At 34.4% G+C, this 24922-nt stretch carries 21 protein-coding genes; 9 read left to right on the top strand and 12 right to left on the bottom strand.

The features are described 5' to 3' along the window. Positions 1–161 precede the first annotated feature (161 nt). A complete protein-coding gene (locus tag BWZ20_RS14320) occupies positions 162–6065 on the top strand; it encodes a LamG-like jellyroll fold domain-containing protein (RefSeq protein WP_076620950.1) in 5904 nt (1967 codons plus the stop codon). A gap of 83 nt (positions 6066–6148) precedes the next feature. On the opposite strand, the gene hisS is transcribed toward BWZ20_RS14320, so the two are convergent. Further along, the gene (hisS, locus tag BWZ20_RS14315) at positions 6149–7813 is read right to left on the bottom strand and encodes a histidine--tRNA ligase (RefSeq protein WP_076620948.1); all 1665 of its coding nucleotides are present in this window, start codon (positions 7811–7813) and stop codon (positions 6149–6151) included. A 224-nt stretch (positions 7814–8037) separates the two neighbouring features. Between hisS and BWZ20_RS14310 the strand changes: the two genes are divergently transcribed. Next, positions 8038–9279: an ABC transporter permease gene (locus BWZ20_RS14310; RefSeq protein WP_076620946.1), complete on the top strand. Its 1242-nt coding sequence runs from the start codon at positions 8038–8040 to the stop codon at positions 9277–9279. Between the two features lie 85 nt (positions 9280–9364). Here the strand turns inward: BWZ20_RS14310 and BWZ20_RS14305 are convergent, their stop codons facing one another. The 5 genes from BWZ20_RS14305 to rpsF all read right to left on the bottom strand — a co-directional run bounded on the left by BWZ20_RS14305 (position 9365) and on the right by rpsF (position 11937). Then, positions 9365–9847 (bottom strand): DUF6495 family protein, encoded by a 483-nt coding sequence (locus BWZ20_RS14305; protein WP_076620943.1) that lies wholly within the window; start codon positions 9845–9847, stop codon positions 9365–9367. Positions 9848–9884: 37 nt separating this feature from the next. Beyond that, the gene (locus BWZ20_RS14300; protein ID WP_076620940.1) at positions 9885–10757 is read right to left on the bottom strand and encodes a glycerophosphodiester phosphodiesterase family protein; all 873 of its coding nucleotides are present in this window, start codon (positions 10755–10757) and stop codon (positions 9885–9887) included. Positions 10758–10825: 68 nt separating this feature from the next. Next, a complete protein-coding gene (gene rplI, locus BWZ20_RS14295) occupies positions 10826–11287 on the bottom strand; it encodes a 50S ribosomal protein L9 (protein ID WP_076620937.1) in 462 nt (153 codons plus the stop codon). Positions 11288–11299: 12 nt separating this feature from the next. Next, positions 11300–11599 carry a 30S ribosomal protein S18 gene (gene rpsR, locus BWZ20_RS14290; protein WP_171032511.1) on the bottom strand — a complete coding sequence of 100 codons (300 nt, stop codon included), beginning with the start codon at positions 11597–11599 and terminating at the stop codon, positions 11300–11302. Further along, complete coding sequence (rpsF, locus tag BWZ20_RS14285; RefSeq protein WP_076620932.1) at positions 11599–11937, bottom strand: 30S ribosomal protein S6; 339 nt, start codon at positions 11935–11937, stop codon at positions 11599–11601. The genes rpsR and rpsF overlap by 1 nt, the downstream gene beginning before the upstream one ends. A gap of 198 nt (positions 11938–12135) precedes the next feature. On the opposite strand from rpsF, the gene BWZ20_RS14280 reads away from it, so the two are divergent. Next, on the top strand, positions 12136–12831 hold the full coding sequence (locus BWZ20_RS14280) for a LytR/AlgR family response regulator transcription factor (RefSeq protein ID WP_076620930.1): 696 nt from the start codon (positions 12136–12138) through the stop codon (positions 12829–12831). A 248-nt stretch (positions 12832–13079) separates the two neighbouring features. Here the strand turns inward: BWZ20_RS14280 and priA are convergent, their stop codons facing one another. The 4 genes from priA to nadC all read right to left on the bottom strand — a co-directional run bounded on the left by priA (position 13080) and on the right by nadC (position 17884). Then, positions 13080–15512: a primosomal protein N' gene (priA, locus tag BWZ20_RS14275; protein WP_232217116.1), complete on the bottom strand. Its 2433-nt coding sequence runs from the start codon at positions 15510–15512 to the stop codon at positions 13080–13082. Between the two features lie 104 nt (positions 15513–15616). Beyond that, complete coding sequence (locus tag BWZ20_RS14270) at positions 15617–16039, bottom strand: DUF2147 domain-containing protein (RefSeq protein WP_076620927.1); 423 nt, start codon at positions 16037–16039, stop codon at positions 15617–15619. Then, the gene (locus tag BWZ20_RS14265) at positions 16029–16970 is read right to left on the bottom strand and encodes a YihY/virulence factor BrkB family protein (RefSeq protein ID WP_076620925.1); all 942 of its coding nucleotides are present in this window, start codon (positions 16968–16970) and stop codon (positions 16029–16031) included. Before BWZ20_RS14265 ends, BWZ20_RS14270 begins: the two co-directional genes overlap by 11 nt. A 56-nt stretch (positions 16971–17026) precedes the next feature. Further along, positions 17027–17884, bottom strand: coding sequence for a carboxylating nicotinate-nucleotide diphosphorylase (nadC, locus tag BWZ20_RS14260; RefSeq protein WP_076621375.1), 858 nt, complete (start codon positions 17882–17884; stop codon positions 17027–17029). A 25-nt stretch (positions 17885–17909) separates the two neighbouring features. On the opposite strand from nadC, the gene BWZ20_RS14255 reads away from it, so the two are divergent. Both BWZ20_RS14255 and rlmH read left to right on the top strand, forming a co-directional pair. Further along, positions 17910–18800, top strand: coding sequence for a hypothetical protein (locus BWZ20_RS14255; RefSeq protein WP_076620923.1), 891 nt, complete (start codon positions 17910–17912; stop codon positions 18798–18800). Positions 18801–18811: 11 nt separating this feature from the next. Next, the gene (gene rlmH, locus BWZ20_RS14250) at positions 18812–19285 is read left to right on the top strand and encodes a 23S rRNA (pseudouridine(1915)-N(3))-methyltransferase RlmH (protein ID WP_076620921.1); all 474 of its coding nucleotides are present in this window, start codon (positions 18812–18814) and stop codon (positions 19283–19285) included. A 53-nt stretch (positions 19286–19338) separates the two neighbouring features. Here the strand turns inward: rlmH and BWZ20_RS14245 are convergent, their stop codons facing one another. Beyond that, positions 19339–19638 (bottom strand): HPF/RaiA family ribosome-associated protein, encoded by a 300-nt coding sequence (locus tag BWZ20_RS14245; RefSeq protein ID WP_076620920.1) that lies wholly within the window; start codon positions 19636–19638, stop codon positions 19339–19341. A gap of 157 nt (positions 19639–19795) precedes the next feature. On the opposite strand from BWZ20_RS14245, the gene BWZ20_RS14240 reads away from it, so the two are divergent. The 3 genes from BWZ20_RS14240 (at position 19796) to BWZ20_RS14230 (ending at position 23369) form a co-directional block, all read left to right on the top strand. Continuing rightward, positions 19796–20371 (top strand): non-canonical purine NTP diphosphatase, encoded by a 576-nt coding sequence (locus BWZ20_RS14240; RefSeq protein ID WP_076620918.1) that lies wholly within the window; start codon positions 19796–19798, stop codon positions 20369–20371. A 277-nt stretch (positions 20372–20648) separates the two neighbouring features. Beyond that, positions 20649–22442: a DEAD/DEAH box helicase gene (locus tag BWZ20_RS14235; protein ID WP_076620916.1), complete on the top strand. Its 1794-nt coding sequence runs from the start codon at positions 20649–20651 to the stop codon at positions 22440–22442. Between the two features lie 120 nt (positions 22443–22562). After that, complete coding sequence (locus BWZ20_RS14230; protein ID WP_076620914.1) at positions 22563–23369, top strand: carboxypeptidase-like regulatory domain-containing protein; 807 nt, start codon at positions 22563–22565, stop codon at positions 23367–23369. Between the two features lie 5 nt (positions 23370–23374). Here the strand turns inward: BWZ20_RS14230 and BWZ20_RS14225 are convergent, their stop codons facing one another. Then, a complete protein-coding gene (locus tag BWZ20_RS14225; RefSeq protein WP_076620912.1) occupies positions 23375–24034 on the bottom strand; it encodes a TrmH family RNA methyltransferase in 660 nt (219 codons plus the stop codon). Between the two features lie 137 nt (positions 24035–24171). Between BWZ20_RS14225 and BWZ20_RS14220 the strand changes: the two genes are divergently transcribed. Next, positions 24172–24846: an SIR2 family NAD-dependent protein deacylase gene (locus BWZ20_RS14220; RefSeq protein WP_076620910.1), complete on the top strand. Its 675-nt coding sequence runs from the start codon at positions 24172–24174 to the stop codon at positions 24844–24846. Positions 24847–24922: the final 76 nt, after the last annotated feature.

Genomic DNA, 24922 nt, shown 5'->3' with positions numbered 1-24922 from the left:
TCTTCGGCTTTTTTATTTAGAGAATTAACCTTTTGGTTTTCGGGTATTATTCTCTATAAATTCTTTAGTAAATGTGCATTTCGTCGAATTTTTTTGCTTTTTATGGAATAATATTATATGTTTGAAGCATAATTTTAGTCCCAAACTAAACTTAACCGCTTATGAAAACTATTACGCAAACCTTAAATAGGTATATTTCCTCGTTATTTCTGTTTTTTATAGTTTCATTTTCTTTCGGGCAGACTACAGTTGCCTTTTATGACTTTGAAACGGGATTACAAGGATGGACCGATGGTGGAACTGATGCAGGAACTATTGGCTCTGGCTGGAATTGCTTTGGATCAAACGCAATCTACTCAAAAGATAATGACACCAGCAATAACTATATGACATCACCCACAATAGATTTAACGCCCTATTCTACTGTAGATGTTTCTTTTTGCCACAAGTCTGCCAATGTAGATAGTGGCGAGGGTTTTGACTTAGAATACTATGATGGAACTTCATGGGTATTAGTTAGATCATTCACTAAACCCGGAGATTTTAATAATAATGGTTCTGGTGCATCAAATAGTTTTACGGTTACACTTACAACTGGTAGTTATACCTTCTCCTCTAATTCACAATTTAGATTTACAGGAACGGCTAATGACAATAATGAGTGGAACATGTTTGACAACTTTGAAGTAACGGCACCAGGTTATTGTTCTTCAAACGGAAACAGTACTGCCGACGAATATATAGGTAGATTTCAAATTAATACAATAGATAATACTTCGGGTGCTGGAACAACCAGTACAGGTTACTCTGATTTTACTGGTATTTCTACAGATCTGGATTTATCAGCTAATTATACATTTACAATAACACCAACATGGACAGGAACAACTTTCCCAGAAGGCTATGCTATTTGGATTGACTACAATCAAGATTTAGATTTTGACGACGCGGGTGAATTAGTTTTTTCACATTCACCAACGACAGCATCTCCAATTACAAGTAATTTCACAATTCCTAGTGGTGCAACTCTCGGAAGTACAAGAATGAGAGTATCTATGAAATGGAATGCTATCCCTTCTCAATGTGAGGTTTTTGGGTACGGCGAGGTAGAAGATTATACAGTTAATATAGTTGCAGGCTCACCTGCCCCAGAAATAAACATTACTGGAAACAGTATTACCATTGTAGATGGAGATACAACACCTAGTATTACAGATGATACTGACTTTGGATTTATTACATTATCTGGAGGCACAAATACAAACACTTTCACCATTCAAAATTTAGGTAGCGTTGACCCATTAATTCTTACTGGCGCATCACCTTATGTGGCTATTAGTGGTGCTCATGCTGCGGACTTCTGGGTAAGTCTTGTACCTTCAAACAGTATTTCAGCTGGTAGTGATACAATATTTTCGATAACCTTTGATCCTAGCGCTTTAGGATTAAGGACAGCTACAGTATCTATAGCTAACGACGATTCTGATGAAAACCCTTATACGTTTGCTATCCAGGGAACAGGTTTTATTCCTCCTCCTTGTGGTGTAACACCTGTCTATTCAGCAAACTTCGAAGCTGGAAACGATGGGTGGACGCTAGGAACTGATGCAGATCGAATTAATGATGGTTCTAGAGCATACCAAAACAACTACTCTATAAGGCTAAGAAATACAGGCCAAATGAGCTTATCTGGAATCAATCTTAATGGTTACGATAAAGTAGATGTAGAGTTTTTCTTTTATGCTGAGGGAGTAGAACTTAACAAAAGTTTTATTTTAGAATATAGGGAAAGTGCTTTAGATACGTGGCAAACCGTAACATTATTTAACTCTAACGGTAATACTATTGGAACAGATGGTGACTTTATTAATAATAACTTTTTTGCCAGAACAGCTACCCTAAAGAACACAGACTTTTCATTTCCTATAGCGCCTACTGCAGAATTTAGATTTACAAATCAGGGAACAGACACAACAGATACAATTTACATAGATAAAATCGCCATTTCTGGTACATCTTACTGTACACCAACACTAGCTCCTGGTGGCATTAATTCTGGACTAACGCTTTGGTTAAAGGCAGATGAAATAGATGGTTCTACCGTACAAACAGATAACACAGATGTTAATGCATGGATAGATAATGGTCAAGGTCATAATGCAAAAGTTGCAGATCCTGCCAACACAAGCATAGGGAAGCCTATCTATAAAAATAACATAACGGATAATATTAATTTTAATCCAGTTGTTCACTTTAATAATGATCCCACAACAGCACCTAAAAGTTTTACATACTTAGAAAATGATAGAGACGCTCTACACGCTACAGGCGGTTTTAATACCCAAGAGCTTTATATCGTGGTAGTGCCAGATGTTACCGTAAGCAGCGCACTATTCCCACCAATGGATTTATTCTGCGGTCAAAATACCATTACTGATATTTGGGATGAAGATGTTACAGGTTATGGATTTGGTGACTACTCAGCACGTTTTACAAACGAAATGGTCGCCTATGCAAATGGTACCAACCCAACACCTAGCCCAACAGACCCAAATTTAAGAGGTTATGGTATCGCTGAAACCGGAACAACAGTGTACGACTCAAATAATGTTTTAATACTAAGTGCAAGAAATACAAGTGCTGGTACATCGCAAGAGCTATATATGAATGGAAACAACATTGGTATAACTGAAGTTGGTGTGCCTCAATTTAATAATTCAACAAATAGACGCTTTTGGCTTGGGAGAAGTCAGGCCTTTGCTGGTAGTTTTAATGGTAGAGTTGCTGAGGTTATTAGTTACAACTCTAGAGTTGATGATGTAGCAGAGCGACCAAGAATAGAAAGCTACCTAGCAGTTAAATATGGTATTACGCAAGGTGTTAATGGTGTCTCTACAGATTACGTGGATAGTGATGGCACAGTAATATGGGATCAGTCTGCTAATGCTGGCTACAACTATGATATAGCTGGGATCGGAAGAGACGACGCCTCTACATTAGACCAAAAACAATCTCGCAGTATTAATTACGAAACCGATGTTGATGGAAGAACAAGAGGTATCTTAACTATGGGACTTACTGATATTTATAATACCAATTACGATAACAAAACATTAAATGCAACAGCATTAAACGATAAAGAATACCTTATGTGGGGAAACAATGGGGCTGACTTAAACTTAGCTGCATCTGTCATCTCAGTAAATATGAGTGCTGGAATTACGCCTGCACTGACCACAAATGTAACTTTTACAGGTATGCAACGCATATGGAAAGTTGTAGAAAACGGTGGCGATATACCAACAGTTAAAATAAGAATACCAGAAGATGCTATAAGAAATATTTCACCACCTGGTAATTTCTATATGTTCATTTCTAATACAAATGTCTTTGATCCTACTGCAGATTATAGAATAATGACTTCTGATGGCAGTGGTAATTTAGAAACGGAATATGATTTTGACGGTACAAAATATATAACATTTGGTTATGCACCACAAGTTGAGGTTGTACGCTCGGTATATTTTGATGGTTCTGTTGATTATATAGATATAGACGATAATTTAGATTTAGACCCAACAGGTTTTACAATTTCTGCCTGGATAAAACGTGACGCAGCTGATACTGGTACAAAGTCTATTTTATCTAAAAGACCGACGTCGTTTACAGAAGGTTACGACTTAAGAATTTTAGACGACAACAGAGTCCAGATACGTTGGATTAACGGGTCTACACAAACTAGAACGACCAACACGTCTATACCAGATGACCAATGGCACCATGTAGCTGTAATTTATGATGGTACAACGGTCTACATGTACATTGATGGTGTTTTAGATACCTTTGACACAAGAACAGCACCAGTAGCCACCAATAATTCATTTTTAATTGCAGCAGCTGGAAAAGGTACTATAGTTCAAAACTTTATGGGCAATATAGATGAAGTTCGTGTTTGGAACACCGCATTAACAGAAGATCAGTTAAGATTTGTAATGAATCAAGAAATTGAAGATAATGCTGGTCAAGTAATGGGTAGAATATTACCAACTTCTATAACCAAGAATGATATAAATGCCATCCCTTGGAGTGATTTAGCAGGATATTATCCTATGTCTATATATACTTACACAAACACAGATGATGCCTCTGGCAATGGTAATCAAGGTGCCTTAAGAAACTTAGATACCGTTGACAGGCAAACTGCTCCTTTACCATACCAAACAACTCAAAATGGTAATTGGGATACCAGCACCACGTGGACCAACGGAAATGTGCAATACGTACCTGGTAGTGCATCTATAGTAAATAGCAACATAACCATTGACTGGAATATTGTAAGAACATCTCATAATATTACAATGGATAACAGTACATTACCACCTAGTAATAACGAAAACAGAACTATCCTTGGACTATATGTAGATGCTAATGAGCTTACTCTAAATGGTGACAATGCCACAAATGCGGGCAATGGCCTTACAGTGTCACACTACTTAAGCCTAACTGGCAAAATTGACTTAGAAGGTGAGTCTCAATTAATACAGGTGCATAATAGCGACTTGCTCGTTGCAGTAAATGGAGAGTTAGAAAAAGATCAACAAGGTACTGCAGATACTTACACTTATAATTATTGGTCTGCACCTGTCGGTGAAATAGATACTGCAACCAATAATTATAGTTACACCGTACAGGATGTAATGTTTGATGGCACAAACCCTATAAACTTCTCAGGATCAGGGTATAATGGCGCAGCAACAAACCCTATAAGAATTGCTGATTACTGGATTTGGAAATTTGCTAACCTTACAAGCGATGATTACTCTGCATGGCAACATGTAAGACGCACAGGTACAATATATGCAGGTGAAGGATTTACCATGAAAGGGCCAAATACTGGCGGCATTTTAGATGATCAAAATTATGTCTTCTTAGGAAAACCAAATAATGGAGATATTAGCTTAACAATAAATATGGGTAATGACTACTTAGTCGGTAACCCTTACGCTTCTGCATTAGATGCAGATGAGTTTATCCTAGATAATCCTAATACAACCGGAGCACTTCAGTTTTGGGAACATTGGGGCGGCGGATCTCACATCTTACAAGAATACCAAGGTGGTTATGCTGTATATAATCTATCTGGTGGTGTACCAGCACCAGCACCAGATCCAGATGTAGCTCAGGTTGGTGTAGGTACAAAAACACCAGGAAGGTATGTACCTGTGAGTCAAGGTTTCTTTGTGTCTGGTATCAGTACAGGAACGATAAACTTTGAGAACGATCAACGTGCATTTGTTAAAGAAGGTAGTGCTTCATCTGTATTTATGAGAACAACGAATTCATCTAACAACCAAAATAATGAACAAGATATAGATGACAGAATGAAGTTTAGAATTGGCTATAGAGCAAGCAATACAATACATCTTCAAAGAGAACTTCTATTAACTATTGACGAGAATGCAACTGAGGATGTAGATTGGGCTTACGATGCGCATTTAAACGAAGATCAAACAGATGATATGTTCTGGATAATTGGTAACGAAAAATTCATTATACAAGCTAACGATAATGCCAATCTTACTACAGTATATCCTTTGGGTATAAAGACAAGTGCTGATGGTATTAGTACATTTACAATAAATGCTCTAGAAAATGTACCAAACGACGTTAATATCTATCTACACGATAAGACACTAAATTTATTCCACGATTTAAGAGTGAGTGATTACGAAATATTCTTAAACGAAGGTGAATATTTAAATCGATTTGAAATTACATTTGCAACCGAAGCTCAATTATTGGGTATAGATGACGAAGAAAACAATTCTTTAGACGTATTATACGCTAACAACAAAGAGAAAATTGTATTAATAAATCCTAACCTGATAGATGTAAAATCTATAGAACTATTTAATATACTCGGACAATCTGTCCACAAATTTGAAAGCATTTCAGAGAGCGGTTACTCTGAATATGAAGTTAAGAATTTAAGTACTGGAACTTATGTAATAAAGTTATATACTGTAAGCGGTTCAGTATCGACTAAGAAGGTTTTAGTAAAGTAATTTTTGCCCCAAATCTTAAATCTTAACCTCAAAAAAAGCCCTGAATAATTCAGGGCTTTTTCATTTCATATGTTTCGTGTTTTTTATTGTAACGACGCTAATAGTTCTTCAAACTTTAACTTGCTTTGCTCGCCTGACTTCATGTTTTTAAGGGTATACATACCAGAGTTTAATTCTTCCTCTCCTACTAAAACCACATAAGGTATATTACGACGATTAGCGTGCGCCATTTGCTTTTTCATTTTTGCACTTTCAGGATACAACTCTGCTTTAACACCATGTTCTCTTAATTGAGTAACTGCCTGTAAACAAGCCATGGCTTCTTTGTCACCAAAGTTAATAAATAGTACTTTGGTTGCATCTGCAATGGTTTCTGGAAATAAATTCAATTCTTCTAAAACCAAATAAATCCGATCCAGTCCAAAGCTAATGCCTACTCCACTTGTATCTGGTTTACCGAATATGCTCGTTAAATCATCATAACGACCACCGCCACCAATAGAGCCCATTTTAACGCCTTCTGGTGCTGCCACTTCAAAAATAGCACCTGTGTAATAATTAAGTCCTCTTGCTAAGGTAACATCTAATTGAAGTTTGGCTGTTTTTAATCCTAATTTAGAAATTGAAGCATCAATAAACTCTAATTCTTCAATACCTTTTATTCCAACTTCAGAGGTGTTTAAAATAGATTTTAGACTTTCTACTTGCGTACCAAACTCACCTTGTAAAGAAAATAAAGGTTGAAGTTTAGAAATACCGTCTTCTGAAATGCCTTTGCTACGCATTTCTTCTTTTACCTTCTCCTCTCCTATTTTATCTAGCTTATCTAAAGCAACTGTAAAATCTATTAACTTGTCTTGTGCTCCAATAACTTCTGCAATACCAGATAAAATCTTACGATTGTTTATTTTTATAGTAACACCTTTTAAATCTAAAGCCGTAAAAACAGCATCATAAAGTTGCACAAACTCAACCTCTTGAAATAAAGAGGTTGAACCCACTACATCTGCATCACATTGGTAAAACTCTCTAAAACGCCCTTTTTGCGGACGATCTGCACGCCAAACAGGCTGTATTTGGTAGCGTTTAAACGGAAACTCAATCTCATTTTGGTGCTGTACCACGTAACGTGCAAAAGGCACTGTAAGATCGTAACGAAGGGCTTTTTCTGAGATTTGAGGACCTATAGTATTAGATGATTTTCTAAAATATCTATCAATAATCTCCTTAACCAACAATCCTCTATAACCATTAGCTAAGTTTATATTCTTTCCGAAATTAGAATCATAAAAAACTTTGGCTGTTTTTAATAATATATAATCACTACGAAATCCAAATAACTCATAATCCTCATCATGAAATATTTGATATTCCTTTACAACTTCTAAAAATCCTGCTTCATCATTTTCATATAAATTAAAAAGTTTATCACTCGAATCTAAATAAACCTCTAATTTTTTATATCCATTGTTTATTAAACTTTGAATAAGAAAGATATTTGTATAAAACTTTTCATTAATATTCTTTAAAAACTCACCACTATTCAAAATTTTAAAAATCAAGCGGTCTCCTTCATCACCATATTTTCCCATTAAAGTATCTGAGTTTTCAAAACTTGGTGTTTCAATCGGTTGAAATCCATATAACTCAAATTGCGCTTTTATAATATTCATTATATAAGAACGTTTTGCAACCTCTATTGCGTTAAAATCTCTGGTACCTTTAGGAATACTTGGTTTTTGTGCCATAACATTTCCTGCAAAAGCAGGAATCTCTTTTTAGTGAAACTTTTATTTTATAATACTTCGACAGCGCTCAGTGTGAACCATATGATTAAAAAAGTTAATCATATAATTCACAAAAATATTATAATTTTTAGAGGCATACCCAAGTAATTTTAAATTTATAGTAACTTTATGGTGTTTGAGACGTCTTATGGTTTTAAACAACCCAACTAACTTTAGTCACAACTATGTTTTCATTAGCTAGAGAGAATGTAAAAATTGCTTTTGGTTCTATAAAAAGCCAGCTACTTCGTACCATTTTAACGGTTTTAATCATTGCTATTGGTATTATGGCACTAGTCGGTATTCTAAGTGGTGTATCAGCTTTAGAGAATACCATTTCTAGTAATTTTTCGTCAATGGGTGCCAATACCTTTAATTTTCAGCGTTACGAGTTTAGAGCACAACGCCAAAGTAGTAGGGAGCGCCAAAAGGTTAACCCTGTAATAAGTTACAGAAACGTAAAAGATTTTATTGATAATTACGATTACCCATATACTAAAGTTGCAGTATCATTTTATGGTTCTGCAACATCTGAAGTAAAATATGATAATGAAAAAACAGATCCGGAAGTTGCAGTTATTGGTTCTAACGAACATTTTATTGAAAACTCTGGCCTAGAAATAGAAAATGGTCGCTCACTTAATTTTGCCGACGTAGAAAATAATAATGCGGTTTGTGTTATTGGTAGTGATTTGCAAAAAGCACTTTTTCCTGATGAAAATCCGATTGACAAAACCATAAGTGTTAGAGGTTCTAAATTTAAAGTCATTGGTGTTTTAAAGGAAAAAGGCTCAACGTTTGGTAATAATCAAGATTTGAGAGTGATTATGCCTATTCAAAAAGCGCGATCTATCTTTACCAACCCAAATATCAATTATACGCTTAGCGTTAAAGTGGACAAAACAGATATGCTGGAAGGCGCACAAGACGATGCGATTATTACCTTTAGAAACGTTAGAGGATTAAGTCCTGTTGAAGAGAACAATTTTGGCATTGAACGCAGTGAAGATCTTATAAACCGAGTGGCAGACAACACAAACACCTTATACATAGCGGCTTGGGTAATTAGTATTATTACCATTTTTGGCTCTACTATAGCCTTAATGAATATTATGTTGGTTTCTGTTAGTGAACGTACCCGAGAAATTGGTGTGCGTAAAGCCTTGGGTGCTAAACGAAGCACTATTGCATTTCAATTTTTTATGGAAACGATAATTATTGGTCAACTTGGAGGTATATTAGGGATAATACTAGGCATCTTAATTGGTTGGGGAGTTGCCGCAGGTTTTGAGCTCGAATTTTCCACACCTTGGACTGCTATGATTTGGGCAACCACTATTGCATTTATTGTGGCTGTATTTTCTGGATTGTATCCAGCGACAAAAGCTGCAAAACTAGACCCTATTGAGTCACTTAGGTATGAGTAATAAGTGTCTAGTGTCTAGTGTCTAGTGTCTAGTGTCTAGTGTCTAGTGTCTAGTGAAAATAAAATGACTTATCACTTATTACTATTTACTTCTCACTACTTCTTATCAACTTTTCGAAATACTGAAACAACTCACCCTTGGTAATATTAGCACCTTGCTGAATTAGCTTAAAAATATCCTGATGTTTTTCATCAGAGTAATCCTTCTTTGCGTTAAAAAATTCAATATCATCAGATAATAAGTTATCCCTTAACCACTGAAATCCTTCTTTTGTAGTTAAATCAGTCTTATCTTCCTTTAATTTAAGCGCTATTAAGTGCATATCCTTTTCTCTACACTTAAAAAGGTGAATCTGATTTGGCGAAATATGCTCTAAGTATTCTACTTTGCTTAACACACCATACCAAACTAGGTCGCTAAACACATCTAACTCCTGCTCTGCAGCTTCTGGCTTATTTTTCTTAATGTCTTCCCACTCATCAGCAGTTATAGATTGTGTTGCCAAGAAATTAATAAATTCCTGGTGTAATTCTTCAAACTGCTCTTTTGTTAATCGTGTATATTTCATCTTATTGTCATTCTGAACTTGTTTAAGAATCTAAAAATTAATTTATTGCTCTAAATGCTTCAAAAGGTCTATCCGTTGCTAAAATATCAACTCCTAGATTTTTCCATCGTAGATATAATTCATCGCCTCTTGCTTCTGCTTGTTTGTCCAAGTTGCCCAATGTTCCTAAAATACAAACAATGTCTTTATCATGTAAACTTTTGTATAAACTCTTATTTGATAATCTTGTTCCTGTAAAGGCTAGCATATTTTCTGTTGGAATTTCAGATTCTAATAATCGATCAAACTCTTCATGATTTCTTGCTGAAACTGAGAGCAACAAGCCTGGATCCAACTTATAAGCTGATTTTGCTTGTACAACGTCGTAAGTTATTATAATACTGACATCTTTTGCATTAGCTACTTCAATCGCTTTAATGACGTGCTCTTGGCTAACACCGCGTTTTATATCAATAGTCAAAATTACATTATTGTTCTTACACCACTTAAGTACTTCAGAAAAAAGAGGAACCCTATATTCCGTTTTATAACCAAAATCATCTATTAAATTAAAATTCTTTATTTGGTTATAGGTTAGATTTTTGACTAATCCTGTTCCGTTAGTGGTTCTGTCAATGGAATTATCGTGCATTAAAATTAACTTCTTATCCTTTGTTTGAGCCACATCTACTTCAAAGATGGCTTTTATGCTATCATTGACAAATTTTAGGGTTTCGAGGCAATTTTCAGGATAACCTTTTATACCTTTTCCGCCACGATGCACACTTATATTTGGATAATCGGTTCTTGAGGTCTTAAAAAGCTCAATGAGTTTCGATTTTTGTACTTGTTCTAATTGCCCTTCTTCAGGTTTAGAATTCTTACAAGCTATAAATCCTATGACGAGAATTAAAAGTAAGTGTCTTTTCATGAATATGAATGAATAAAAAAACCGCTTAGAAAACTAAACGGCTTTGATTTATTTTAATTTGAGAATTATTAAGCCTCAGCAATAACTTCAAAAGAGAAGTCAACTGTTACCTCTCTATGTAAACGAATAACCGCTTCGTATTGTCCTAAACGCTTAATGTTACCTCCGTTGATAGAAATATATTTCTTGTCAACATCGTGACCTTCGTTTCTCAATGCTTCAGCTAAATCCATATTTGTTATAGAACCGAATAATTTATCTCCAGCAGTAGCACCTGTACCAGCCTTAGCCGTAATTTTAATCTCTAGTCCTTTTAGAGCTTCTGCTGTTTTTTCGGCTTCTGCAATAATAGATTTTTCTTTAAAGGCACGTTGCTTTAAAGTCTCTGCTAATACTTTTTTAGCAGAAGGGGTTGCCATCACAGCATGTCCTTGAGGAATTAAAAAATTTCTACCATAACCGTTCTTTACTGTTACAATATCGTCTTTAAATCCTAAATTTTCAACGTCTTGTTTTAATATAAGTTCCATTGTTATGATATTTTATTTTAATAAATCAGCAACATATGGCATTAAAGCTAAGTGTCTAGCTCTTTTTACTGCCACCGATACTTTTCTTTGGTATTTTAAAGAAGTTCCTGTTAAACGCCTTGGTAACAATTTACCTTGCTCGTTAACAAAGCTTAATAAGAAATCTGGATCTTTATAATCGATGTATTTAATACCAGACTTTTTAAAACGACAGTACTTCTTTGTTTTTTGTGTCTCTATATTTAATGGTGTAAGATATCTTATCTCACCATCTTTTTTTCCTTTTGCTTGTTGTTCTATTGATGACATAATTAAGCTTTTTGTTTGTTTCTTTCTCTTCTTTTCTCAGCCCAAGCAATGGCATGCTTGTCTAATTTTACAGTTAAATAACGCATAAAACGCTCATCACGTCTAAACTCTAACTCTAAAGGCTCAATAGCTTCCCCAGCTACTTGGTACTCAAATAAGTGATAAAAACCACTTTTTTTGTTTTGGATTGGATATGCTAATTTTTTTAAGCCCCAATCTTCTTTGGCTATCATCTTTGCTCCTTTAGAAACGAGAAAATCCTCATATTTCTTAACTGTCTCCTTTATCTGGTCTTCAGATAAAACGGGATTCAAGATGAAAACAGTTTCATAATGATTCATAATAAATTTTATTTATTGTTAAAACGGCTGCAAAAATACGGAATATTTCTAATTTTGGCAATATTTTTTATTTGAAAGTTTTGAACGGTTTTTGCGCTTAAGATTATGTTAAATTTTACAGTTTGTCGGTAAAATTTGTTTTTTAACCGAAATTATCGTACTATTGTCGATATCTTAACCTAATAAAATATTAATGTTATGACTTTAAACTGTGTAGTTGTTGATGATTCTGCGATTCAGCGCCTCTCTATAGTAAAGTTAATTGAGAATCATTCCTCTCTTAATCTTATTGCAGAGTATAGCAGTGCGTTGGAAACGAAAAACGGTCTTAATACACACAAAGTAGATCTTATCTTCTTAGATATAGAGATGCCTGTATTAAATGGTTTTGAACTTCTAGACGTCCTCAACAACAAACCCCAAATTATTTTTGTTACTGGTAAAACTGAATATGCTTTTAAAGCATTTAATTACGATGCTACCGATTACCTTCAAAAACCTATCACAAAAGAACGTTTTAACACTGCCGTAGAAAAAGCTATTGAGCAGCATAAGTTAAAATTAGACTTTAACGAAACTGATGGCGAGCACATCTTTGTGAAGAGTAACCTTAAAAAACGTAAAGTTTATATTAAGGATATTAAATGGATTGAAGCTTTAGGCGATTATGTAAAAGTTGTAACAGAAGAAAACAGCCTTGTAGTATTATCTACAATGAAAGCTTTTGAAAAGGAGCTACCAGAAGGAAAATTTTTGAGAATCCACAAATCTTATATTGTGAATTTAGATAAAATTGATCGCTTTAACAGTAAAAATGTTGAAGTAGGTGCTTATGAGATTCCTTTGAGTCGAAATAAGAAAACACAATTAGTAGATGCTTTGAATAATATGTAGAATGACTACCATTTTCAGAATATCTCAATAATACACATTGAAATAAAAAATCCCAGCAGTAATGTTGGGATTTTTTTGTTTAAACGGTTGTATATTTTGACGTCAGTTCGAGTGATTTTGAGGAACGAAAAATTGTATCGAGAACTTTTTGATTGATAAAATTCTAATTCTCGATACAAATTTTTCTCATTTCAATCGAAAAATCCACTCGAACTGAGGAATTTCACCAAAATTTTCTATGGTTTGTTTTAATAATTATCTACGTTAATAACTACTCTCACAGACCTAAAATCCTTAACAGCATTAAAACTGTTATCTATTTTCATAATAGCATCTTTGGTTTTAGAAAGCGATTGATTTTGCGGAATTTTAATTAAGATGTTTTTATTAAATAAATTCCGTATTCTGGAAATTGGTGGAAATTCTGGTCCTAAAACATTTGCTTTAAACACCTGCCTTAATGACTTAGCATACCAATCTGCTGCTAGATTAACTCTGTTGTAATCCTTATGTCTTAACGTAATTTTAATTAAACGATAGATTGGTGGATATTTAAAATTGTAACGATCATTCATCTGTTCTGCAAACATATCTTTATAAGCGTTTGTAGACACTTGCTGTAAAATATTATGATGCGGATTATAAGTCTGAATCAACACCTTTCCTCTTATATCGGTCCGGCCTGCTCTACCTGCTACCTGTGTCATCAATTGATAGCTACGTTCGTGTGCTCTAAAATCTGGGAAGTTCAGCAAATTATCAGCATTCATGATGCCAACCAATTTTACATGTCTAAAATCTAAGCCTTTGGTTAGCATTTGAGTACCCACTAAAATATCAATTTCACGCTGTTCAAACTTAGAAATGATTTTTTCAAAACCATGCTTTCCTCGTGTGGTATCTAAGTCCATTCGCGCCACTTTCTTGTCTGGAAAAAGTACTTTTACTTCTTCTTCAATCTGCTCAGTACCAAAACCTTTAGTATCTAACGTAGCATTACCACAAGCTTGACAGGTTTTTGGCATAACCGTATGGTAACCGCAATAATGGCAACGCAACTGATCTCTGTATTGATGGTATGTCAAACTTACATCGCAATTGGGACATTGTGGTGAATTACCACAAGTGGTACATTCTACTATTGGCGAAAATCCTCTTCTATTCTGAAATAATATTATTTGAAAACCTTCATCTAATGTCTCGGCCATTTCTTCAATTAAACGATCAGAAAAATGACCTTTCATACGTTTGCGTTTGTACTTATCTGCTAAATCTACCAACTCTATATCTGGCATAAGCACATTGTTAAAACGCGTTTTTAATTCTACGAATCCATATTTATTTTGTGTAGCATTGAAATAACTTTCTAAACTTGGTGTTGCTGAGCCTAAAAGTGTTTTGGCCTTATGTAGGTTAGCTAAGACTATAGCAGCATCTCTGGCATGATATCGTGGTGCTGGGTCAAATTGTTTGTACGATTGCTCGTGTTCTTCATCTACAATAATCAATCCTAAATTAGAAAACGGTAATAACAAAGCAGAACGTGCTCCAATAACCAACTGTGCTTTTTCTAAATTGTTTTTAAGATTATGCCACACTTCAACACGTTCATTACCTGAATATCTACTATGAAAAACTGCAACTTTTTCACCAAAATAATCCTGAAGACGTTGCACCAATTGCGTTGTTAAAGCTATTTCAGGCAATAAGTATAATACTTGATTACCCAAATTTAGCTGCTCTTCTATAAGCTTTACATAGATTTCAGTTTTTCCAGATGATGTTACACCATGTAAAAGTGTTACTGGTTTGGTCTCAAAAGCAACTTTAATGCTCTCAAGTGCTTCGGTTTGAGCATCACTCAATTGCTTGGTTTGCTCATCACCTTCACCCTCAAACTGCACTCTATCGGTTTGAATGTAGTATTCTTCTAAAATAGACTTATCAATCAGTGCTCTAATAATAGCTAATGATGCTCCACTTCGCTCGCTTAATTCTGAAACTTTTATTGGTTTTTGTTCTGAAGCTTCGAGTGTAAACAAGGTTAAAATAACCTCACGTTGCTTTGTTGCATTTTTATTAAGTGTATCTAATAATTCTTTAAGTTTTTCTTCAGATTTATACGCTTTATGAAGCTTTACATAACGCACCAACTTTGGGTTGTATTTTTCATAAAGTTCTTCTTGCAATTGCAATACGCCTTTTTCTACTAAACGATTTACTACTGGAAGAATTCGTTTTTTATCTAAAATAGAAACCACATCTTCAATCTTTAAAGAAGATTGATATTGCAAAGCTTCATAGATTAAAAACTCATCATCTTTAAGATCAGCTTCTGAGATTTCAGCGCTTTCATTTTTAACAAGAATAGTTTCGCTTTCTATAATAAAAGCATTTGGCATTGCAGCTCGCATTACCTCACCAAGACTGCACATATAATATTTAGCAATCCACTCCCAATGTTTTAATTGTAATTCAGTTACAACAGGTGCTTCATCTAAAATTTGATGAATGGTTTTTGCCTCATATGCCGCAGGTGCATTATTATGAACTTTATAAGCTAAAGCTGTGTAAATTTTGCTTTTACCAAAGGGTACAGCGACTCGCATACCTTGCTTTATAAATTGAGCTTCAGCCTCGGTAATATGATAGGTAAACGCTTTTTGAAGCGGAATTGGCAATATGACGTCGAGGAAGTAAATAGTGGCTAGTAGTTAGTCTTAAGTGTTGTACAAAAATACAATTGATTATTTAATCTTAATGATTACGTTTTGCTGAATACTGCTTACTCTATAACCCGTTTCCAATACTGCGTTTTATAAAGAAATGCAATGTAGCCTCTTACTTGTAAAGTATCCGTGTCTTCTTCTAACTTTAATCTACATTTGTACACTTTTCCGTTTTCAGGATTTAGAATTGTACCACCTTCATAAATAGCGTCATCTTTTTCAAGACCGTTTATAATTTCTAGTCCCAAAATCGGTTGATTTTTGTTTTCACCATCGCATTTTTTACAAATCGCATCTCTATTTTTAGTAAGAATGTCTACTATTTTCCCATAAATCTTACCTTCTTTCTCATAAATTTCAACAACAGATTTAGGCTCACCAGTTTCATCATCAATTGTTTTCCACTTTCCCAAAATATCTTGTGCATTTAATTGCAGATTAGCCAGGATTAATATTAAAAGTAATAAGTTATTTCTCATAAGTATTTATTTTTCTTAAACGTCTTAAAGATGCATTTAACTCATAACCTAAAAGCAAAATATTAGCATTTAGCCATAAGTATAACAACAAGATTAAAAGCGCGCCAATGGATCCATACAATTTATTGTATTGTGAAAAATTATCAATATAAATACCAAAGAGATACGAGGTGAGAATAATAAGTAACGTAGTTAGTAATGCACCTATAGAAAAAAATCTAGTATGTCTTCCTTCCTTAGTACCAAAGTAATATAAGGTCGCTGTGGCTAGATAGACCATGAGTATAAAAAAAAGATACTTCACAACAGCAATCCACTGCTCTGCTGTTGCTTTTTCGGTTTCTAGAGCATCATTTAGTGGTGTTATTATATAGATCTCTGTATACCCAAAGAAAGCTACAGTTAAAAGCACTAAAACTGCCAAAATAAGTGCTACACCAAGCGCGTACATGTATTGTTGAAATACATTTCGCGTTAACTGCTCGTGGTATGAGTTTTCAAAACCAGAAAACACAGCATTTACGCCATTTGCCATCAATAACATAGATAATAAAAAAACCGAAGACAACAAGCCTGCTCCTGAGCCTCCACTTATATTTTCAAAAATATTTGCAAAGAAAAACTCTGAGGTTTGTGGTGGTAAAAAATCGTTTAGAAAACGCTCAAACTCCACTTGAAAACCATCTATAGGTATGTAAGGCATTAAAATTATCACAAACAGTAAAAACGGAAATATTGCAGTAAAAAAGCTAAAAGCAATGGCACTGGCTCTTGTTGTTAATGCACCCTTTACAATACCCATTACATAGAGTTCTAGTAAGTCGTAGATAGATAAACCCTCAAAACCTGGTAATCGGATTTGCTTAAAAAAGCGAACCACTATATTAATTACAGGAATTTTATCTAGTTTATCTTCGATAGGTTTTGTCATTCAGCTTTAGAGATTTAGACTACTTAGACGGTTAGATTGTTAGACTTTTCGTTTTTCTAGACAGCTTTTAAACTTAAATCCATATTATAAACAGAGTGTGTCAATGCACCTGATGAAATATAATCTACACCACACTCAGCATACTGCCTAACTGTTTTTTCATTAATACCTCCAGAAGATTCTGTAAGGCACTGGTCACCAATAAGCGCAACAGCTTTTCTGGTGTCTTCATAATTAAAATTATCGATAAGAATACGATATACACCACCACAATCTAATATCTCTTTAATTTCTTCTAGGTCGCGTGCTTCAACAATAATTTTTAAATCTCTATTGGCATCTTTTAAGTATTGCTTGGTTAAGTTAATAGCTTTTGTTACTCCACCTGCAAAATCGATATGATTGTCTTTTAACATAATCATATCATATAACGCAAATCTGTGGTTTTCTCCACCTCCAATTTTTACAGCCCATTTCTCTAACGCTCTAATTCCTGGAGTCGTTTTTCGAGTATCTAAAATTTTAGTTCCTGTACCTTCTAACAAATCCACAAACTTTCTGGTTTTAGTTGCAATAGCACTCATACGTTGCATAGCATTAAGCACCAAACGCTCAGCCTTAAGAATAGACTGCGAAAATCCTTCTACATAAAACGCAATATCGCCATGCTTCACTTTACTTCCATCTTCGATAAGTGTTTCAATTTTCATGTCTTTATCCACGTAAGTAAACACTTTTTTAGCAAATTCAATACCAGCAATAATACCGTTGTCTTTTACTAAAAGTTTAGCTTTCCCAGTAGCTGAAGCTGGTATGCATGCCAAAGAGCTATGATCGCCATCTCCTACATCTTCTCTAATGGCATTGGCTATAATTAAATCTATTTCGGTTTGGAATTGTTCTTTTGAAATCATTACATTTAGGATTAAATCTGAATCTATGAAGTATTTTCTGTCTTTATTTCTCACTTTGATGCTAGCTTTGAATAGCTACACTCAAAACAAAGATAAAGTTAATATTTATTTAAATGATGACTTAGAAAAAATAGGTTCGGATGAATTCCATAAAAAGAAAAAATCTTATTTATTTCACGAAAAAGTCATGTTAATTGACTCGTTTGAAGTTCATATTCTAAGAAATACTGAAAAGTTTGGCCACATAAGTAAATCTAACCGAGATAGTCTAACGAAAGAAATTATAAATGATTATGGGATTAGACTCAAAAGTAATGAAACATTAATTATACATTTTCGAGATAGTTTATTAAGCTACTTAGAATTTAAGAAACGTCGCAAGCCTCACTATATTCATAAAATGAGAAATGGTGATACTTTGGAAATCAGAATCTCAAAAAAAAGATATTTAAAAAGGAAAAAAAAGTTTGACGAATCTATTCAAAAGTGTCATGATCGCAGTTTAAAGTATGATGCCAAACATTTATACCTATATAGAATGCGCTCAAAAACCGCCTATACATATAAGAATTTGAAATTAAATAAAATTAATTCATTAATTAATGATTTATTCTTCAATGGGTTTTCTGGAATGATTATTTTAAGACCTGACGGCAATTACTATAGATATGGAGAATCGAGTGATAAAAAAATCATTAAAATGATTAAACAAGAAGATTGGACAGATTTAATTGCAGACTACAATAAAAACTTAACTGACTTACCTATTCTTCGAAAAGGTGCAAATAGACGCTCATCAAGGTCAAGTTCGTTTAAAATACCTGCTTCTAATGATAAGGAAAAAATTAGAGATGCTTTTGAAAGACATGAGAATAGTTATCCAATAAATATTGAATGCTATAGTATTGGTTATTAGTTAAAGATAAAATGCAAATAAAACTCATCGCCATAGGCAAAACGGATAATAAAAATCTTCAGACTCTAATTGAAGACTACAAAAAACGACTGAGCCATTATATTAAATTTGAATTTGAGATAATTCCGGATCTTAAAAAAGTGAAGCATCTTTCTGAAGAACAGCAAAAAGAAAAGGAAGGCGAATTAATTCTTTCCAAGACACAAAACTCTGATATTCTGATTTTATTAGATGAAAATGGAAAACAAATGGATTCTGTAGCATTTTCTAACTACCTACAAAAGCACATGAACTCTGGAATAAAAACTTTAATTTTTGTTATTGGAGGTCCTTATGGATTTTCTCAAGAAGTTTACGAAAGAGCCAACGGAAAAATAGGATTGTCTAAAATGACATTTTCGCATCAAATGGTTCGCTTATTTTTTATAGAACAATTATACAGAGGGTTTACAATTTTAAAGAACGAACCTTATCATCATAGATAACCAACCGAGTAAACCCTCTGTTATAATTAAACGTCTAAACGTTTTATTTTAATTTAGTGTGTTTTAAATATTTCTTTTCTCTTTTTTAATTGACGTGTTAAATCGCTTATAGTTTCATTAACTGCCATTTCGTAAGAGGCCTCATTTGAGGTTGCAAAAATACGTGGACCAGGAAGACTTAATTCTACATTACAAATTTTACCAGCTTCGTGGTCTTTGTCATCATGCTTAATATAAACCTGAGCTGAAATTAAAAACTCAAATTTATCTGCTAATTTTTCTAACTTTTCTGTTGTAAACGCTGATAATGTTTCACTTACATCTGTGTTTACATATTGAAAATTTACCGTCATAATATTACTTGTTTTAATTAATAATTCCTTTATCTAATATACGACAATTTACAGGAGGTATAACTGATAATTGTCATAAACTAAAGCTAAATTATATTAAAATCTCTCTAGCTTTTCGAAGTCATTTTAATAATCTATTTTTAACAAAAAAATAGAGATGCAAATTGTATTCGCTACCAACAATAAAAACAAAATTAAAGAAGTACAATCGCTTGTACCACCGCATATTCAACTACTGAGTTTAAAAGACATTGGTTGCCATGAAGAGATTCCAGAAACTACTGGCACAATTGAAGGTAATGCACAACAAAAAGCCAGTTATGTAAAGGACAACTATGGTTACGATTGTTTTGCAGATGATACAGGTTTAGAGGTAGATGCATTACACGGTGAGCCTGGCGTAGACACAGCATATTACGCAGGTCCGCAGCGCAGCGCAGAAGATAATATAAACAAACTACTTACTAATCTTAAAAATGCGACCTCTCGTAAAGCGCAATTTAAAACCGTAATTGCATTGCATCTCAACGGTAAAATAGAAACTTTTACTGGCATCTGCAGAGGTGAAATTACAACAGAAAAACAAGGCGATAAAGGCTTTGGCTACGATCCTATTTTTAAAGCTGAAGGCTATACCCAAACTTTTGCCGAAATTTCTTTAGAAGAAAAAAACAAAATCGGACACCGTGGCAGAGCGGTACAAAAGTTGATAAATCATCTAAATCAATTATAAGCTGGCTTTAATTTATAAAAATGAGTTGTTGTGCATAAAACTTTTTATTATACCAATTATTACATTGGTTAAAAAACGAGCACTACCTAATTTTTAATAAATGCATCAAAACCTTACCAATTCAAATAAAAGACTATCTTTGCGCCAAAATTCGCGGAGATTTAAAAAAGCGCGAAAACCTCAGAGTGAGGTGTGTTACGAGAAGTTTTGGTTTAAGTATGTCGATACGCTTCTAATGTAACACTACATTAATTTATCGCATACATTAAAAACAAGAATGAGTACATTCCAAAACCTTGGTCTTAATGAAGACCTTCTTAATGGTATTTCAGATTTAGGATTTGAAACACCAAGTGAAATCCAACAAAAAGCAATTCCAGTATTATTAGCAGAAGAGCGCGACCTAGTAGCGCTTGCACAAACTGGCACAGGAAAAACCGCAGCATTTGGTTTTCCGATGCTTCAAAAAATTGATATCAATAGCAGAACCACGCAAGGGCTTATCCTCTCACCTACCAGAGAATTGTGTTTACAAATCACCAACGAGTTAAAATTGTATGGTAAATACTGTAAAGGCCTAAACGTTGTTGCCATTTATGGTGGTGCAAGCGTAACAGACCAAGCCAAGCAAATTAAAAAAGGTGCACAAATTGTTGTTGCTACTCCGGGTCGTATGAAAGATATGATTAGCCGCAATTTGGTAGATATTTCTAAAATACAATACAGTGTTTTAGATGAAGCCGACGAGATGCTAAACATGGGCTTTTATGACGATATTACAGATATCTTGTCACACACACCAATGGATAAAAGTACGTGGCTATTTTCAGCAACAATGCCAAAAGAAGTGGCTGCAATTGCAAAAAAGTTTATGTCCGACCCAATTGAAATTACCGTGGGTAACAAAAACGAAAGTACAAGTAATGTTTCCCATGAGTATTACTTGGTTAATGGTCGTGATCGTTATTTGGCGTTAAAGCGTTTGGCAGATGCTAATCCTGATATTTTCTCGGTAATTTTCTGTAGAACAAAACGCGATACACAAAAAATTGCCGAAAAGCTTATTGAAGACGGTTACAGTGCTGGTGCATTACATGGAGATTTAAGCCAAAATCAACGTGACTTAGTCATGAAGTCTTTTAGAAACAAGCAAATTCAAATGCTGGTGGCAACGGACGTTGCTGCACGTGGTATTGATGTAGATGATATAACTCACGTTATCAATTACCAATTACCAGACGAAATAGAAACTTACACACACCGTTCTGGCCGTACTGGTAGAGCTGGTAAAACTGGTGTTTCTATGGTTATAGTTGCTAAAAGCGAAATACGAAAAATTAAAAGTATTGAGCGCATTATTAAAAGACAGTTTGAAAAGAAAGATATCCCATCTGGTATGGAAATCTGCGAGGTGCAATTAATGAACTTGGCCAATAAAATTCATAACACAGAAGTTAATCACGAGATTGATAAATACTTAGATAGCATTAACGAACTGTTTGAAGACACTGAAAAAGATGAATTGATTAAAAAGTTCTTTTCGGTTGAGTTTACACGTTTCTTTAACTACTATAAAAACTCTAAAGACCTTTCAGTTTCAGAATCTGGTCGTAGTAGTGATGATGGCGGAAGAGCATCTGGAACAGACACGCGTTACTTTATTAATGTTGGTCGTAAGGATGGTTACGACTGGATGTCTTTAAAGGATTTCTTAAAAGAAGTTTTAGAGCTTGGTAAAGACGATGTCTTTAAAGTTGATGTAAAGGATAGTTTTTCATTTTTCAATACCGAAAAAGAAAACGAAGAGAAAGTCTTAGCATTTTTTACAGACTTTAAGTATAATGGTCGCTTTGTTAATGTAGAGGTTAGCGAAAATAAAGGACGCAGTGGTGGCGGAAGACGCGACAGAAATCGTGGCGGAAAACGAAAAGGTAATGACAAACCTCGTGGTGATAGACGCTCTAGACGCAGTAATGATTCTGGAAGACAAGATGGAAGACGTTCTGAAAAATCATCTAAAAAAGGGAGACGTTCTGCGTCTGACAGACCGCGCAGATCTCGAAGAAAATAAATTATAAGCCTCTATTTAGAGGCTTTTTTATGGCATTAATGTTGTTAATATTTAGTCAAATCTTTTAGGTAAAAGTATAAAATCCGTTTTGTTTATTACCTTTACAAAGTATTTTACACTATGCGATACCTACTCTCTATACTTTTGTGCTTTACTACAGTTTACAGCTATAGTCAAGACAGTACTGCCACAAAAACTCCAGAAACAGTAAAAGGAACCATTAAAAGTTCTACAACGCAAGAAGCTTTAAGCGAGGTTAATATTGTAAACATAAACCAAGTTGTTGGTACAGCAACAGATGATGATGGCAAATTTGAAATTAAAGCCAAAGTTAACGATACATTACATCTTTCTTATTTGGGCTACAAATCTATAAAAGTAAGAGTTACAAACGATTGGTTAAAGTTTGGTAATACCGAGATTATAATGACCGAGTTGGCCTTAGCGCTAGAAGAAGTTACCGTAAAATCCCTAGAACTTACAGGTTACCTAGAGGTAGACATAAAGCAGGTACCTATTAGAAATAATAACCAATACCGTATCTCTGGTTTATATGGTAAAGCCTATGAAGGCGGAAAACCAAATATTGCAACAAAGGTTTTGGGTGCTATTTTTAATCCTGCCGATTTTCTGTACAACATGTTTGGCAAAAAGCCAAACGAAATGCATAAGCTTAAGAAGATTAAGGAAGATGATGAAATTAGAAATCAGCTAGCTAAACGGTTTGATAGAGAGATGCTTATGGTATTGTTACGAGTTACCAAATACGACTTAGATGAGATCGTTAACCAATGTAACTATTCTAAAGACTTTATAAATACTGCAAATGACTTGCAAATTTTAGATGCAATTAGTGAGTGCTACGAAGAATACAAAGTGATTCAACGAAGCAAAGAACGCAAAAACAAAAAGAAAGATAAGGCTTAGTTACCTTAATCATTTGCTGCCATGTAGCGTTCTACAATAGCATCATAGTCTTTTAGTGTTTTCTTAATCCAATCAAAACGCTTTTCTAAATAGTCGTCTTCAGACAGTTGCCAATTAATTTTAGACTTACGTAACTTAGACGTTACGTACTGCAATATAATTGCTGCAGATACTGAGATATTTAAACTTTCGGTAAAACCTACCATAGGAATTTTTAAAAAGCAATCCGCTTCTTCCAAAACACGCTCAGATAGTCCTTCGGTTTCTCTGCCAAAGAAAAAACAAGATGGTTTTGTGATATCAAAATCAATAAGGTCGCAATCTTCTGCATGCGGACTTGTAGCCACAATCTGATAACCTTTAGCCCTTAAATCTTCAATGCAAGATTTTGTGGTATGATAACGATTTAAATCTACCCATTTCTGCGCTCCCATGGCAATTTCCCTGTCAATTCGTTTAGAATTTACCTCTTCTACAATATTTACTTCTTGTATACCAAACACATCGCAAGAGCGTATTACAGCACTTGTATTGTGTAGCTGATACACATCTTCTGTAGCCACGGTAAAATGTTTGGTGCGCTGAGCTAACACGCTTTTAAATCGTTCTCTTCTATTTTCTGTGAGATAGGATTCTAGATGTTCTAATAGTTTTAAATCTGACATGACTCAAAATTAAAAAAATTACTGTCATTGTAAGGAATGTAGAACGAATGACGTGGCAATTTTAAAATAATTGAATTTCAATGTAAAAGATTGCCACGCCACACTTGCAATGACAGTATATTTTATATTTTTAATCTATGAAAAAACACATTGTTGTATTATCAGGTGCTGGTATGAGTGCTGAAAGTGGTGTTAAAACCTTTAGAGACCATGACGGACTTTGGGAAGGGCACGATGTAATGAAAGTAGCTTCACCAGAAGGTTTTAGACGAAACCCTGAACTCGTTTTAGACTTTTACAACCAAAGACGACGACAGCTTAAAACCGTTGAGCCCAATCAGGCACATAGAGACTTGGCTGCACTTGAAAAAAACTACAAAGTCACCATCATCACCCAAAACGTTGATGATTTGCATGAGCGTGCTGGCAGTACCGACGTAGTACATCTACATGGAGAACTCAAGAAAATACGAAGTACTGGCAATCCAAAAGATATTAGAGTTTGGACAGAAGACATCAACATAGGAGATACCTGCGAGAAAGGTTATCAACTGCGTCCTCATATTGTTTGGTTTGGTGAAGACGTGCCTATGATGGATACGGCCATAAAAATTTGTTATGCGGCAGATATTCTAGTTATTATTGGAACGAGCATGCAAGTATATCCTGCAGCAAGTTTAATGCATTATGTACAACCAGATACTGAAATATATTACATAGACCCAAAACCGGCTGTGGTTCGCAATCAGAATATTAAGGTGATTGCAAAACCAGCAACTAAAGGCATGAAGGATATTCTTGAGGTTTTGTAAGAAGCTTTTAAACTTGATATTGTCATTTTTTTAGGCAAACTTCGTTACTTGTGCTGAACTTACGTCAGAATCGGTG

It is taken from the genome of Winogradskyella sp. J14-2, assembly GCF_001971725.1.
Lineage (GTDB): Bacteria > Bacteroidota > Bacteroidia > Flavobacteriales > Flavobacteriaceae > Winogradskyella.
Note: the sequence above shows the minus strand (reverse complement) of the source record. Positions and strands in the feature narration are given on the sequence as shown.